Genomic DNA, 15,239 nt, shown 5'->3' on the forward strand with positions numbered 1-15,239 from the left:
CTTTTATAATCAAGTCTTCTCCAAGAACCAATATACTTTGCTAAATGAGTATTAGATGGTGGATAATACATTAATGTTTCTTTATTTATTCTTGTTTGGAGCCATTTGTATACCAAATCTTGCGAATATGGATTAGACAAGTAGCAGGTTTATACCTAGGTTGCTTTCTATTTCTTGAATAGAAGGAGAATGTAATCCGTTTTCACTTTTTAATTCCTTTAATTTATTCTTAATTTCAACTTCTGATAATATCATTTTTATATATTAAGCTTAGGGTATATATTAGTAATTAAATAGTTAAGCTGTAAATCATCATCTACTTCTGTCCAAATATAATTTTCGTATTTACATACTTTATAATTAGATGGTAAATTTTCAAAAATATTATCATATTCATGTTGAAATGAGTTTGAGTCATCAAAAACCTTCTCGCAATAATCCCTAATTGCTTTAATTGAATCAGCAGATGTTTTAGTTATTCCTATATGTTCCCACAAAGTAGTTTTCTCCGAAAAACCAATAGAATTTATATCTTTTGATATGTGCTTTAAATAGCAGTCATTATTTTCTTTTATATAGCAAGCATCATAACGCTCAGGTGCTACATTGGTAGCAAAAATGGCATTTGTGTATGAGTTTGTAATATAAGAATAGAATTCATCATAATCATATATAATATCTGAATCTAAAATAATTACATTCTGATTTATATTATTTTCACTTGCTTTAATTAATTCTTGTAAAGCAAGATAAAGAGAAAACATTGAACCTGAAGTTTCAAATAAATCATTTTTAATCGTTTTAATGTTGACTGAAGTATCAAAATTAAATGAGTTAAAATAATTTTCATATTTAATAAACTCATAACCTATCACTATATATATATCCTTAATTTTTTTTGTTTTAATCAAGTTTCTTATAGAATAATAAATAAGAGGATGCTGTCCCACATTTAGTAGCCCTTTGGGTTTATTTATACTCAATCTTCTTCCAGATCCAGCAGCTAAAATTATTGCTATCATAAAAATTAATTGATTTTAATTTTCAATATATACCTAAACATTATTATGGGTTAAATATTTCAAAACGAGGAGACCTTCTTTCATGAAGTGGAGGAAGTATTAAATAGTCATCATAGTTTCTTTTTAAGTAGGCATCAAATCCTATCGGAATAAAAAAAGAAGAGTCTTCAAACTTTTGTAGAATTAATTCTTCGATTTCTTCAATTTTAAGATAAGACTTTCCTCCTGTTATATTCTTTTCAAAACCGTTAAATAAACATAGTGTTCCTTCAAAATTATAAAGATCATAAACAAAAATATCTAATGATATTCCTCTATTAAAACAATTCTCTTCTGAAGAGAACCTTTTAATAGTCTCATCAACATAACAACTATATTTATGTCTAAACTTCGCTTCTACAAAAACAGAAAATAATAAATATTCTGGATCTGTATCTTTTGTCTGAAAAAAAATATCAGAAGGTATTTCATCACATACTAATAAGAATTTTTCAAAATCTTCTCGTAACATTCCAACATCAGCTTCATAATCCCACGGAATAAATCCTTTATGCCTTATACTTCCTAGTAAAGTTCCATATTCCAACCAATAATTAATTTTATGCCTATCACATATTGAACTAAAGACTTTCAACATTCTCAAAACGACTGACTGAACTTGTAAAATATTACTATTGGCATCATCTATTTGGTCGGGAACAAATTCGGTCATATTGTACTTTTGTGTTTATGTATTTCTATTCTTAGAAATTCTATTGCTAAAATAATACAAAAGCCAAGAGCAAAAAAAACGTTTAGGAATGTTAATGAAAAGATAACATTTGAACTATTAAAAAATGAGTAATTTTATCTCATGTTAAGCATGGTAAGGGGGGGGCAAAGTTATCATGAATGCTAGTTTCCTCATAACCATTTATCCATTTAGGATTTAGATAGTCATTTTTTTATAATAAATATAATTTTTATGGAATTCAAAAAAATAACGTTACTTTTTTTACTACTTTCTCTAAATCTATTTTCTCAGCACAGTAAAATTTATTACGAACTAAAATATAAACAAGATTTATTACAAAAAGAGCCTCCTATTGAAGAAAAAATGATTCTAAAAATAGAAGATAACATAGCTTCTTTTTATCCTGATTTCTTTGAATCTGATACTATAATTCAACAAAATGGTTTGATAAAGATTAATGATTATGTAAGCCAAACTCTTCTACGAAAAATGGGAAATTCTAAAAACACCTATTTTATAAGTGAGGAAAGAATGAATTTTAAATTAGAATCTGATGATAAAATTAATTGGAAAATACTTGATAGCACAAAAATAGTTAAGCCCAATGTTGTTTTAAAAAAAGCAGTAGGGAAATTTGGAGGTAGAGAATGGATTGCTTGGTTTAATAGTGAAATTTCTATTCCTGAAGGACCGTATAAATTTAATCAATTACCTGGTTTGGTTTACGAGGTTTATGATAAAAAAAATGATTACCATTATACATTAATTGAAATAAAAAACATTAAAGGAAACCAAAAAAATGACACAATATTAAACTATTACAAGAATCCAAAACTTATTACATCAATCCAATACCAAAAATTATTGCTTAATAGATATGATAAAATAGGATCTGATTATTTAGATGAAGGGACAAGTTTTACTGATAACAAAACCGGTAATATCATTACTAAAGAAGAAATTTACAAGATTATAGCAGAGAAAAAAAAATATTTCCGAAGCACATATAATCCAATAGAACTAGATAAAGCAGTACATTACCCTGAATAGATTAGTTATAATAGCTATTTTTTGTAAAACCTTTTTAAACTTTTATTTTTCTAAGGAATAAAATAGAGAAGGTTAATAATGTAGGCTCATCCAATTGATACTCAATTTTCAAAACATATTAATAATACTTTTAACTTGGAGCAATTTTTGAGACAGATTTTAATAGAAAAATATAAAACTAATATTTAGTTTTTGTAAAAAAAAATAAAACAGAAAAACGAAAGGATGTCAATTGAAACCCCTTTGTTTATATATTAAAAATACAAGTAAGCCTGCTTTGGGCTTATTTTTTATATAAAAGTCTTTGTATTTCAGGCAATTACGTTATTTTACCCCTCTCACTTTAGTTCGTAAAGTATATACTGATTTTGAAGCCGTAATAAACAATACATTGTTATTTTCTCCTCCAAAAGTTACATTAGAGGTCCATTCTTCTTCAATAGGAATATGATAAAGCTTTTTCCCTTTAAGATTGAAAATATGCACGCCCTTACCGGTTAAATAAAGGTTTCCATGCTTATCCAATGTCATCCCGTCTGAACCCATTTCACAAAACAGTCTTCTTTCGGAAAGCTTTCCCTCACCAAGGATATCGTATACATAGGTTTTTCCGGCATCAATATCTGAAATATACAGTTTCTTAAATATCTCGCTTCCCACTATTCCGTTGGGCTGTACAAAAGTTTCCAGTTTAACGGTCTTACCTTCTTTAGTTCTGTAGTAGAGACTCTTGTGTGCGATTTCCTGTTTAAAATCTACCCAATAATCTCTTTTATACAAGGGATCTGTAAAATACATTCCACCGGATGAATCATTCCAGACATCATTAGGCCCATTGAATCTTTTTCCTTCAAAACCTTTTAGGATGACTTCTACTTTTTTATCTTTTGAAATTCTCCATATCTCTCCCTGATCATCGGAACAAGTAATCAGATTTCCGTCTTTATCGAAATGAGTACCGTTGGCTCTCCCAGTTTTTCCTAAAAACTCTATCACCTTATTGGTCTTCCAATCCCAGTAGTAGATCTTGTCATTAGGCTGGTCAGTAAAATAAACATTCCCCTGTTTATCCGAAGACGGTCCTTCTGTAAAAGTGAATTGGTCCGAAATCTTCTCCGGCTGTGCATCTTCATAAAACATTTTGTTGTAATTTACTGATTGACAGTTTAGCAATGCGAAAACCAAACCAACCATGCTTATTCTGCATATATTTTTCATTCTTCCCCTTTTAATGACGGCAAGTTACAATATCACCTTTAAGAATCAAATATATTTTCTCAGTTTGATCTATTAAAATCTAAAATAAGAAATGTCCCAATTGTACTATTTTTGAAGCAGATGGTATTAGTTAAAAAACAGTTTTATCCAGACCTTTGCCATGGTAAGATCAACACTCCTTTTTCCTTTTTGAAACTGACTGAAAAAACAGCTTGATCCGGCCTCAAATATCACATTAATACTTTTTTAACTTAACAAAAGTACCGCAATGAGTGCAGAATCAGGCAGCAGCAAATTTGTAGAAATAGAAAACGATACGTTTAGGAATTCGGTGGGAACCATGGATGAAACAGGAAAAAGAAAATGGGTCTTTCCACGAAAACCAAAAGGAAAATACACAAACTACAGGAATTATGCGAGTTATCTTATGCTTGCTATATTTTTCGGACTGCCATTTGTGAAAATCAACGGCAATCCTTTTCTTCTGATCAATGTGATCGACAGGAGGTTTTTTATTCTTGGACAACCTTTTTATCTTCAGGATTTCTTTATCCTGGCACTCGGAGCTGTTACATCTGTTATCTTCGTGATGCTTTTCACAGTAGTTTTCGGAAGAATATTCTGCGGGTGGCTCTGTCCGCAAACCCTTTTCATGGAAATGGTATTCCGAAAAATTGAATACTGGATCGAAGGTGACCGAAATAAACAAATGAAGCTGGACAGACAAGAATGGGACGCCGAAAAAATTAGAAAAAGGCTATTAAAATGGTCTGCGTTTGCATTCATTTCATTAACCATTGCCCACTTTATGTTCATGTACATCGTTGGTTACAAGGAAGTATTCCGAATCATGGCTGAAGGTCCTGAACATCATTCCATGAAATTCCTGGCCATGTTATTTTTCACGATGACCTTCTACTTTGTCTTCGCCTGGCTCCGCGAGCAGGTATGTACATTGGTATGCCCATACGGAAGACTTCAGGGGGTATTGATCGATAAACAGACCATTAATGTCTATTATGATTTCAAACGAGGAGAAGGTCGTTCAAAATGGAGAAATAATGAAGACCGTAAAGCAGAAGGAAAAGGAGACTGCATCGATTGCCACCAGTGTGTTGTGGTCTGTCCTACCGGTATTGATATCAGAAATGGGCAGCAATTAGAATGTGTAAACTGTACAGCCTGTATAGATGCCTGTGATGAGGTGATGGAAAAAGTAGGACTTCCAAAAGGACTGGTCCGTTATGCCACAGAAGCAGAAATTGAAAATCAGGAAACCTTCAAGTTCACCTCAAGAATGAAAGTTACAACCGTATTTCTTGCCCTGCTGATTGGATTTTTAGGTTTCTTAATGTATGACCGCGGCTCTATGGAGGCCAAATTCATCAAACCGGCCGGTTCCACGTTCTTTATTAAAGACGGTAAAATCACAAATACTTTTATTTATACCCTTTTAAACAAGTCGAACGAGAGAAAGATCCTGACCATCAAAGTACTGACTCCAGCCCATGCAGAAATCAATTATTTCGGTTCTGAAAAAATTATTCTGAAAGGGGACGAGATTCTGAAAGGAAACATCAATATTACCTTCCCCGAAGAAGATATTCAATTTTCCAAGCAGAATATGGTGATCGGCGTCTTCGACGAAAAGGGGGAAATGCTGGATTCATTTGACACGACGTTTGAGGGTCCGTTTAAACTTATGTTGTAGGAGTACGAAAGAATCAAGATGTTAGATATCAGATGGCAGATTTCAGATTTCAGACACTAGACGAGAGATTTGGCTTCGATAAACATCTATCTTCAGTCTTCCTTCTCCTATCTTTAAATATTAAATTTTAAGCCTTATATTTTCTCATAAACTGAGTAGGAGTCATTCCGGAGCTTTTCCGGAATACTCTTACAAAGTAGGAATATTCTTCATAACCAAGCCTGAAAGCAATCTCCACGAGACTTTCATCAAGATACATCAGCATCCTTTTAGCTTCCAGCACGACTCTTTCTGTAATAACATCGGTTGCTGTTTTCTGAATAACGGTCTGGGCAATTCTGTTCAGGTGCTTTGGAGTAATTCCTAATAAAGATGCATAATGAGAAATAGATTTTTGCTCAGTAAAGGACTGTTCTATCAGATTTTCAAAATCCTGATAATGTTTAAAATACGAGAGACTCGCAGAAGAAGAACGCATATCAATATCTTTTGAAAACAGCCTTGTAGCATTGATGAAAATCTGAGACATCATCGAGAGAATCAGTCCTTCTTTCATCACATTCTGAGACTGATGTTCTCTTCCCAGCTCCTGAAATAAGATGTCATTTTTTCTCAGCTCATCAATATCCAGCTGCAGTTTTCTTGGAAAAGATACAGATCCAAAAAAAGAAAAATTTCGGAGTTTCTGACTCACATAATGCATCTCATAAAATTCCTGTGAGCAAAAGAAAATATATCCGTTAATATCTTCAGAAAGTTCCCAGCTATGAATCTGTCCCGGAGACAGAAAGAAAAGACTTCCCTCGGAAACTTCATATTTCTGGAAGTCTATCTCATGAATTCCATTCCCTTTTGTGAAAAGAACAGCAGCATAAAAATCATGACGGTGTGGCTTTTCAATATGACGGTGCCCCACAGCCAGATGTTCTTTCATGGTATTGAAATAAAAATCTGATGTATTCCTGCCGGACTGGAAAAGCTCAATATGAAGGACGGAGATAGAATTCATTAATGATAATACGCAGAAGTAGTTATTGTATAAAAGTACTGTAAAAAGAGAGAAAAAACAAGCTTCATAAAAAGACAGATTTTTATCAATTCTTTATCCGGAAATTTTTGATATTATCCGGAAAACAGGAATAGAAGTTGTATAATTTGCATCCGAGGTTAAAAAATTTTTATCTTTGGCTTTTAGGATTTGTACAATGAAGATAAACTTAGCTGACAAACTGTATTACTCTATCGGAGAAGTTGCAAAAGCTTTTGATGTAAACACCTCACTTATACGATATTGGGAACAGGAGTTCCCTATCATTAAGCCTAAAAAGAATAAAAAAGGAAACCGCTACTTTACGCCTGAAGATATCAAGAACCTGCAGATGATTTACCATTTGGTAAAAGAAAAGGGCTATACACTGGATGGTGCAAGGATTGCTTTGACCACCAACAGTAAAATTTCTGAAACGGTTACCATTATTGACCGTCTTGAATTTATAAAAGCTGAACTTCAGAAACTGAAAGCTTCACTGGCTGACAAAGATTCAGAATAACTTTATTATATCATACAAAAGCATCTTTTAAAGGTGCTTTTCTCTTTTCCCGGATTCTCGCCTCTATTTCTGCAAATAATTCTATAAAAAAAGTATTCAAATGTAATTTTAAAATCATTTTAAAGAATTTGTTGTACAAAACAATTCCTTTGGCTTTTCATCATTGCTTTGATTTGTTTTTATTAATAAGTTTACTGTATGATGAGAAAAAATTATTACCAGAAACTGGCATTTATGGGGATGATGCTGATCGTCCTGTTGGCCTTCCAAAATTATACGAGCAGAGAAAAAGAAAATTTCCCTGAAATAAAATTTATTACTGAAAATTCAATTCCATTAAATCTAATGGAATTTGATCCGAACAATCTCGATGCAAAGCAATGGGAGAATTTAGGATTCTCCGAAAAACAGGTTTTTACCATTCTTAATTATAAAAAAATTATAGGCGGAAAATTTACGTCTAAAGCTCAATTCAAAAAATGCTATGCTGTTTCTCCCGAAAAATTCACAGAGCTGGAATCTTACATCCTGCTTCCTGAAACTGGCAAAGACCACCATTTTGAAAAGTTTGATACGTATGAAAAGAAAGAGATCCATATTTCCGGAAGATTCAATCCGGATAGACTTTCTGCTGCTGAATGGATCAGCATTGGTTTCAGTGAAAAACAGGCTGAAGCTATTTTGAAATATAAAAACTATTTGGGTGGAAGTTTCGTCAGCAAAGAGAAATTCAAAGAATGTTTTATTATTTCCTCAGACAATTACAGTAAGCTGGAGCCTTATTTAGTACTTCCGGTACAAACTCCTGACGACTTTAAAAACTATGGTAAAAATTATACTGCAAAATCAAAGATTCATTACCGTAATTTTGATCCCAACACTTTAGATCTGGATGGATGGAAGGGTTTAGGATTTTCTGAAAAACAGGCCAATACAATCGTTAATTACCGTGACCGAAATCTCAGAGGAAGTTTCAAATCACTTGAAGATATAAAGAAATGTTTTGTTATTTCTCCGGAAAAATTCGAAGAACTAAGTCCTTATATTAAACTCAATACCAATACAAACCTTATCCAAAAACAGGAAACCGATTTTTCAAAAGTTGATTTAAATATCATCACATTCAAGCAGTTGCTGGAATTTGGTTTGGATGAAAAAAGTGCCGGATCGATGATTGGCTTTAGAAAAAAACTGAGAGGTTTTGTCAATAAACAACAAATTTTAGATACCTATAATATTGATAAAAATTTGGTTCAAAAATTAATTTCTATTGCTCCGCTGGATGTTTCAAATGTTCCTAAGTATACTTTAACAGAAGCCCCTGAAGAATGGCTGAAAGATCACCCCTACTTCAAATATTCTGCTGATAAGATCATATTCTACCGCACTACCTATACGGATGATAAGAAAATTCTGAAGCTTTTAAAATTAAAGCCTGAATATGAGGAAAGAATGAAATTATATTTAAAATAACTGGAAACCATATAGTAAAAACTACCCAAAACAAGATCTGCTATTTTGGATAGTTTCTAATCTGCACATTATTTTAAGTTTTAGTGATGCATGTAGTTGCTGGGACCATTGGTTCCTTCAATTGATTCAGGTAGTATTCCATATTTGGTTCGTAAATCGACGGTACCTAATGTTTTCCCTGTCTGGATTTCAATAACACTAATGGTACCGGAATTTAAGTTAGGAATATCCAACAGGTTATTTTGTACTGCTACGACTTCTTTTCCTTTTTTGGTTTTAAAGAAAACCATATGATGGGCTCCTTTATCTGCAGTAAGAGTTTTTAAAAGTTTTAGTTGAGGAAGATTACTTATATCAAAAACCAAAACTTTTCCGGGATCTGCAAAACTTACATAAAGCTTGCTGTTATCATCGATGTACATTTCGAGTGCCCAGCCTAATCCTTGTGTACTTCCATCAAATATTTTACTAAAAGCATCATACTTCTTGGTGGTAGCATTGTATGGAGCAATCCAGATATCGCCACCCAGCATTGTCGTGGCAAGGGCATATTGTGGAAATTTTCCACGTAGCAATAGAACCTCGACAGGACTTGACATATCCGTTTGTGAGTCTGCTACCAGGTAAGTCTCTTTTAATTCGTAGGTATTTAGATCTAATAAAGTACAAGTATTTCCCATTCCAGTAGTAAGATCCGGGTGAATGGTTGAGGTGACCATCATTATTCCTTTTTCTTCATTAACAGAAATACCATGCGGGTACATAATAAATTGATTTGGATTGGTTTGAACCGGCGCTTTAATAGTTTTGATAAGCTGGTTGTTATCTGCGTTAAAAACACCTATACTACCATCTTTCGGTCCTCCTGCCCCTCCCATAAAAGTCATAAAATATCTTCCATCATTGGTAAAAAACAAATTTTCCCCTACTGTATTCTCACCTGTATCAATGGGTGTTGCATTAACTAATTTTGGCTGTCCATTTTTGTCTTTTTCCGTTTTTATCTGGTAGAGATAACTACCTCCTAAAGCAGTCGTAAATAATTTGTTTGCATTCTGATTATAATAAAGATGATGAGGCAGTACCCCAATGCCTAATTCAAGTTTGCTGCTAATATACCCAAAATTTGGGGCTTCAGGATCAAGCTCAATGACAGCTATTCCATCTGATAATCCTTTCAAGCTTCTATAGTCAATGTAAAAAGAAGAATCGTGCGGAAGATCCGAATTATGGTTATCATTTTGACAATTAGAAAATGTTATTAAAATAATAAGAGAAATTAGATTAATTTTTAATTTCATGGTTTTTAGTTTTAATAGTTATTATTATAAATATAATATATTTTCACTAACAAACTAATAATATTACACTAATGTGTGAATATTATTAAATGGTAACATTTTAAGTATTTTTTTCTATTTCTTTTCTTCAAATAGATTACTGGGAGATAGAAGTTCTAATTTGTTTAACAAAATAACAGATATAAAAAAGTAAGCAGGAAAATATTTCCTGCTTACTTTTTTATTATTAATAATATAATCTTAATCAATTGTTTTGATAGAATCAGAAAGGAGATTGTTAAGCGTATTAAATTCCTCCTCTGTAAGGTCACGCCATTTTCCTACCGGAAGATCCAGTTTGATATTCATAATACGGATACGTTTCAATTTTTTTACTTCGTAGCCGAGATATTCGCACATTCTTCGGATCTGTCTGTTCAGTCCCTGGGTAAGGATGATACGGAAAGTCATGTCATCAATCTTTTCTACCTCACATTTTTTAGTGACTGTATCCAGAATCGGAACTCCGTTTCTCATTTTCTCAAGGAATTTGGGAGAAAGTGGCTTATCTACCCGTACGATATATTCTTTTTCGTGATTATTTCTTGCACGAAGAATTTTGTTGACGATATCCCCATCACTAGTCAGCAGGATCAGTCCTTCGCTGGGTTTATCCAGTCTTCCGATGGGAAAAATTCTTTTCGGGTAGTTAATATAATCAACGATATTGTTTTTTTCGCGTTTGGTGTCTGTAGTGCAGACAATACCCATTGGCTTATTAAAAGCGATATAAACAGGCTTATCCTGCGGCTCACGGATAGGTTTCCCGTCAACTTCTACAACGTCTTCATCAGAAACTTTGGTCCCCATTTCAGGAATCTTCCCATTTATTGTTATTCTTCCTTCTTCCAAAAGTTTATCTGCAGCTCTTCTTGAGCAGTATCCTACTTCTGATAAATATTTATTGATACGCGTTTTTTCCATTAGTCTTCTCCGTAACCTGTATAATTTTTATTGCCTCTTGTGAGTAAAAATACGATTCTTTTTTATAAATTTTCGAATCTGTATTCATTCTCTAGAAAGTCAGTCGTCGCATTTTCAATGGTATAATCCCCAATTTTTGTTCGTCTAAGCTGTGTCAGATATGCACCTACTTCCAATTCCTGTCCGATGTCGTGAGCCAGACTTCTGATGTATGTTCCTTTTGAGCACCCCACTGTAAAGCTTACCAAAGGGAAATCAATTTTAATATCTTTAATATAGAAAATTGTCGTTTTTCTGGATTTCATTTCTACTTCTTCCCCTGCTCTTGCTAAATTATAAGCTCTCTGTCCGTCTATTTTTATCGCTGAATACACCGGAGGTTTCTGCTCTATTTCTCCAACGAATTTTTCCAGCACCTCATTAATCTGCTCTTCTGAAATATGAGCGATATCCTGTTGAAGGATCTCCGGTTTTTCCGTATCGTAGGATTCCGTCTGTACTCCTATTTTAATCTCGGTCCAGTATTCTTTCGGAGCATCCTGGATCTCAGGAATTTTCTTGGTAAATTTTCCGCAACAAACAATAAGAAGACCAGTCGCTCTTGGGTCTAAAGTTCCGGCATGTCCTATTTTAAATTTTTTAGGAAGATTAAACTCTCTTTTGAGTTTATATTTCATTTTATTAACGGCCTGAAAAGAAGTCCAGTCCAAAGGTTTGTCCAATAAAAACACATATCCTGATTGCAGTTCTTCAGCTGTCATTATTCTAAAATTTCGGTGATACTTACTAAGCTAGCCAGCTTATTGACCTTCTGTTTGCATTCAGGACCATTTTCAACATTGATAAAACATTTTTTATCTCCGATGAAGTAATATATATTTTTAAAAGGATATACAGAACTATTCGGAACAATGTTCACCGTATAATTCACAGGCAAATTAAATTTATAGCTTGTTTTATCGACCGCTGTAATTTTTTGACTGTAACATTTTCCTTCCTTGCTATAGTCTATAAAAGGTTTGTGATCCAGCTTTTCGTCCGGTACAAGTTCTTTGCAGATGAGTAAATCTTCGGTGGGGTTTTTCTCCTTCACCTCCACAAAAAATTCTATCCTTTCTCCGCTATTATTTTTCACAAACAGTGTATGTGCCGGTGAACAGGAAACGATGAAGCTTGAAAAAGCCAATATCTTTAAAATATTAATTTTCATACTCTTATTTAAAGAAATAGAAATAAATCAAAAGAGCAATCCCAACAAAAATACGGTACCAGCCCCAAGGTCTGAAGCCATACTTGTTCAAAACTCCTATGAATGCTTTAATAGCTATTAATGCTACAATAAATGCAACAATATTCCCAATCACGAAAATCATAATGTGATCATTGGATGCCATGATCATTTCATATCCTTTTTGAGGGTTTCCGGTTTCTTTTCCCCATGTTTTCAGGAAAACAGAATATACCGTTACCGCGAGCATGGTAGGAACTGCCAGGAAGAATGAAAACTCTGCAGCCGCTTTTCTGGTAAGCCCCTGTGACATTCCTCCTATGATAGAGGCCGCACTACGGCTGGTTCCGGGCATCATCGCAAGACATTGCCAGAATCCTATGGTAACGGCGCTTTTTATGGACACTCCTTTTTCATCATCAATTCTGGGATTCTTAAACCATTTGTCAGCGAAAAGCAAAACCACGCCCCCCAATACCAAAACTGAAGAAATAGCAATCTGGTTTCCTAAAACAGCTTCAATTTTATCATCAAACAGATACCCTAAAACCAAGGCTGGAATTACGGCAAAAGCCAGTTTATAATAAAACCGGATATTTTTCAGATCAAAGAATTTTTTCCAGTAAGCTACCACAACGGATAAAATAGCACCGAACTGAATGGATACCTGGAACATTTTCAGAAATTCATCATCTTTAAGCCCCATCAGGTTGGCGGCAAATCCCATGTGCGCGGTAGAAGAAATCGGAAGATACTCTGTAAGTCCTTCAATAATAGCAATAATGATCGCTTTAATTAGATCCATAATATTGTTAAAATTAAAAGATTAAGAGACTTTGAAATTTAGAATATCCTAAATCTCTCCATCTCTTAATCTTTAAATAAGGTTTAAATTTATTTTCTTTTTAAAATAGCATACACTTCTATAACAAAGCCTATCACTATGAACAGTGGTGCAATTCTGATCCTGCGAATGGAAAAAATACCGTCATTCCATGCATTGGGATCAAATTTACCGTCTACTGTATTAGCATCCGGGCCCATCATCAGCAGGAATCCCACGACGATAAACGCCAGCCCTATCAGCATCCACTTGAAGTTCTGCTGTCCGAAATAGAAGGTGTTTTCCTGCGCTACTTCGGTTTCTTTGCCAAATTCTGATGCGGCCAATTTATTTGTTTTTTTGCTCATTATTAAGAGTAATATAGATCGTCAACGTTTGATTTTAAGAATCTCCATGTAGCGAAAATGGTACTTAAGACAGAAATAAAAACCCCTACTCCAAGTACCAGAACAATCAGCCAGAAATACTGGTTGTTATCCTGTACGAAAGCGGAACCAATCTGGCTTGTAAAATAATACCATACTCCACCCAGCGCCAGAAGACCGATCGTAGATCCGATAGCACCCAGAATAATAGCCTCGATGATAAACGGCTTAAGGATAAACCTTCTTTTTGCCCCTACCAGCTGCATGGTTTTGATGATAAACCTTTTGGAGAAAATTTTCAGCCTGATGGAGTTATTGATCAATACTACCGCCAGGATCAGGAAGAGAATAGAGAATCCAAGGATCCATTTCAAAATTCTGCTCAGGTTGTTGTACACATCCACCATTAAAGTACTGTCGTTTTTAACATCCACAATACCCGGAACAGATTTTATAATCTTGATCGCTCCGTCAATTTTGGCTGGGTCTACATATTCAGGCTTTAATGCCACTTCAATAGAAGAAGGGAAGATGTTTTCTTCAAAAAGCGCATCGCTGTCTATCCCCATCGTTTTCTTGGCTTCTATTGCAGCCATGTCTCTGGTGATGTAAGTCGCTTTTTTTACAGGAGCTAACGTCTGTACCTTTTTAAAAGTTTCTTCCTCTAGTTTTGCAATCTTTGCAGAATCTTTTGCATCAAAGTTCTCATCAAAGTAAGCGTTTACAACCAACTGTTCTTTGATATAGTCAGAATACTTTTGGGCATTGATTAAAATAAGCCCCATTAATCCTAACAAAAATAAAACTAATGCGATACTTATTACTACTGTAATATTGCTGGACCGAAGCCTTTTCTTATTAAACTCATCTACAGATTTAGCCATTAATATTAAAATTTTTGGCTAAATTAGAAAAAAACTTCCGAAATTTGGGACGAAATAAAGAAAATCATTGTTAATAAAATCATAAAAAACGTTGAGTGTAAAAGCAAAAAAGCATCTTGGACAGCACTTTCTGACAGATGAAAATATCGCGAGAAAAATCGTGGAAGGTCTTAGCTATGAAGACTATAAAAATGTCATGGAAGTAGGTCCCGGAATGGGGGTCCTTACCAAATATCTTCTCGAAAAGGAACAGACTATCTACCTTGCAGAGATTGATACAGAATCTATTGAATACCTGAAAAAGAATTATTCAAAGATCATAGAAAATGCCTTTGTAGGAGATTTTCTGAAACAGGACTTTAATTTTATCAATGGAGAAGAGATTGCCATCATTGGTAATTTTCCGTATAATATTTCTTCCCAGATCCTGTTTAAGATCGTTGATTATTATCAGCAGGTCCCTGAAATGGTTGGAATGTTCCAAAAGGAAGTTGCCGAAAGAACGGCCGCTGTACCCAGGACTAAAGATTACGGTATTCTATCAGTCCTGATTCAGGCTTATTATGATGTGACGTATCTGTTCACAGTTCATGAAAATGTTTTCAATCCGCCTCCGAAGGTAAAATCAGGAGTCATCCGACTGACAAGAAACCCAAAGGAAGGTCTGGCCGGAAATGAAGTTCTTTTTAAACAGATTGTAAAAGCAGGGTTTAACCAGAGAAGAAAAAAACTTTCAAATTCACTGAAGGTGCTGAACATTCCTGAAGCTTTAAAAACTCACGAATTCCTAGACAAAAGAGCAGAAGAACTCAGTGTTCTGGATTTTATCGGTTTTGCCAATCTCTGGAAGCAAAATCAATAGGATTAATTAAAAAAATAAAAAGCCTTTCAAGTGAA

The 15,239-nt window shown here is 34.0% G+C and carries 16 protein-coding genes; 5 read left to right on the forward strand and 11 right to left on the reverse strand.

Annotation, left to right across the window (positions count from 1 at the left end; all coding sequences use genetic code 11):
- Positions 1–257: 257 nt before the first annotated feature.
- Both HHL23_RS16980 and HHL23_RS16985 read right to left on the reverse strand, forming a co-directional pair.
- Positions 258–1,022 carry a sugar phosphate nucleotidyltransferase gene (locus HHL23_RS16980; RefSeq protein WP_169235981.1) on the reverse strand — a complete coding sequence of 255 codons (765 nt, stop codon included), beginning with the start codon at positions 1,020–1,022 and terminating at the stop codon, positions 258–260.
- A 43-nt stretch (positions 1,023–1,065) separates the two neighbouring features.
- On the reverse strand, positions 1,066–1,734 hold the full coding sequence (locus tag HHL23_RS16985) for a LicD family protein (protein ID WP_169235982.1): 669 nt from the start codon (positions 1,732–1,734) through the stop codon (positions 1,066–1,068).
- A gap of 252 nt (positions 1,735–1,986) precedes the next feature.
- Here HHL23_RS16985 and HHL23_RS16990 point away from each other — a divergent pair, with 252 nt between their 5' ends.
- The gene (locus HHL23_RS16990; protein ID WP_169235983.1) at positions 1,987–2,805 is read left to right on the forward strand and encodes a GLPGLI family protein; all 819 of its coding nucleotides are present in this window, start codon (positions 1,987–1,989) and stop codon (positions 2,803–2,805) included.
- A 324-nt stretch (positions 2,806–3,129) separates the two neighbouring features.
- Here HHL23_RS16990 and HHL23_RS16995 read toward each other — a convergent pair whose 3' ends face one another.
- A complete protein-coding gene (locus tag HHL23_RS16995; RefSeq protein WP_169235984.1) occupies positions 3,130–4,023 on the reverse strand; it encodes an SMP-30/gluconolactonase/LRE family protein in 894 nt (297 codons plus the stop codon).
- 268 nt (positions 4,024–4,291) lie between these two features.
- On the opposite strand from HHL23_RS16995, the gene ccoG reads away from it, so the two are divergent.
- Positions 4,292–5,734 carry a cytochrome c oxidase accessory protein CcoG gene (ccoG, locus tag HHL23_RS17000; protein WP_169235985.1) on the forward strand — a complete coding sequence of 481 codons (1,443 nt, stop codon included), beginning with the start codon at positions 4,292–4,294 and terminating at the stop codon, positions 5,732–5,734.
- A 127-nt stretch (positions 5,735–5,861) separates the two neighbouring features.
- On the opposite strand, the gene HHL23_RS17005 is transcribed toward ccoG, so the two are convergent.
- A complete protein-coding gene (locus HHL23_RS17005) occupies positions 5,862–6,743 on the reverse strand; it encodes an AraC family transcriptional regulator (RefSeq protein WP_169235986.1) in 882 nt (293 codons plus the stop codon).
- 196 nt (positions 6,744–6,939) lie between these two features.
- On the opposite strand from HHL23_RS17005, the gene HHL23_RS17010 reads away from it, so the two are divergent.
- Both HHL23_RS17010 and HHL23_RS17015 read left to right on the forward strand, forming a co-directional pair.
- Complete coding sequence (locus HHL23_RS17010) at positions 6,940–7,284, forward strand: MerR family transcriptional regulator (RefSeq protein WP_073335058.1); 345 nt, start codon at positions 6,940–6,942, stop codon at positions 7,282–7,284.
- 198 nt (positions 7,285–7,482) lie between these two features.
- Entirely contained in the window at positions 7,483–8,757 is a 1,275-nt protein-coding gene (locus HHL23_RS17015; protein WP_317174708.1) for a helix-hairpin-helix domain-containing protein, read from the forward strand.
- Positions 8,758–8,837: 80 nt separating this feature from the next.
- Here the strand turns inward: HHL23_RS17015 and HHL23_RS17020 are convergent, their stop codons facing one another.
- From HHL23_RS17020 to HHL23_RS17050, 7 genes are all read right to left on the reverse strand, one after another.
- Complete coding sequence (locus HHL23_RS17020; protein ID WP_169235987.1) at positions 8,838–10,058, reverse strand: YncE family protein; 1,221 nt, start codon at positions 10,056–10,058, stop codon at positions 8,838–8,840.
- A 240-nt stretch (positions 10,059–10,298) separates the two neighbouring features.
- Positions 10,299–11,021 carry a 23S rRNA pseudouridine(2604) synthase RluF gene (rluF, locus tag HHL23_RS17025; RefSeq protein ID WP_169235988.1) on the reverse strand — a complete coding sequence of 241 codons (723 nt, stop codon included), beginning with the start codon at positions 11,019–11,021 and terminating at the stop codon, positions 10,299–10,301.
- Between the two features lie 62 nt (positions 11,022–11,083).
- Entirely contained in the window at positions 11,084–11,782 is a 699-nt protein-coding gene (gene truB, locus HHL23_RS17030; protein ID WP_169235989.1) for a tRNA pseudouridine(55) synthase TruB, read from the reverse strand.
- Positions 11,782–12,231 carry a hypothetical protein gene (locus HHL23_RS17035; RefSeq protein WP_169235990.1) on the reverse strand — a complete coding sequence of 150 codons (450 nt, stop codon included), beginning with the start codon at positions 12,229–12,231 and terminating at the stop codon, positions 11,782–11,784. The genes truB and HHL23_RS17035 overlap by 1 nt, the downstream gene beginning before the upstream one ends.
- Before the next feature lie 4 nt (positions 12,232–12,235).
- On the reverse strand, positions 12,236–13,054 hold the full coding sequence (locus HHL23_RS17040) for an undecaprenyl-diphosphate phosphatase (protein WP_169235991.1): 819 nt from the start codon (positions 13,052–13,054) through the stop codon (positions 12,236–12,238).
- An 89-nt stretch (positions 13,055–13,143) separates the two neighbouring features.
- Entirely contained in the window at positions 13,144–13,440 is a 297-nt protein-coding gene (locus HHL23_RS17045; RefSeq protein ID WP_169235992.1) for a DUF3098 domain-containing protein, read from the reverse strand.
- Positions 13,441–13,442: 2 nt separating this feature from the next.
- On the reverse strand, positions 13,443–14,342 hold the full coding sequence (locus HHL23_RS17050) for a cell division protein FtsX (RefSeq protein WP_169235993.1): 900 nt from the start codon (positions 14,340–14,342) through the stop codon (positions 13,443–13,445).
- Between the two features lie 91 nt (positions 14,343–14,433).
- Here HHL23_RS17050 and rsmA point away from each other — a divergent pair, with 91 nt between their 5' ends.
- Positions 14,434–15,204, forward strand: a complete 771-nt coding sequence (rsmA, locus tag HHL23_RS17055) for a 16S rRNA (adenine(1518)-N(6)/adenine(1519)-N(6))-dimethyltransferase RsmA (protein WP_169235994.1) — start codon at positions 14,434–14,436, stop codon at positions 15,202–15,204.
- Positions 15,205–15,239: the final 35 nt, after the last annotated feature.

Origin of the sequence: Chryseobacterium antibioticum, from assembly GCF_012927325.1 — a bacterium.
Taxonomy (GTDB): domain Bacteria; phylum Bacteroidota; class Bacteroidia; order Flavobacteriales; family Weeksellaceae; genus Chryseobacterium; species Chryseobacterium antibioticum.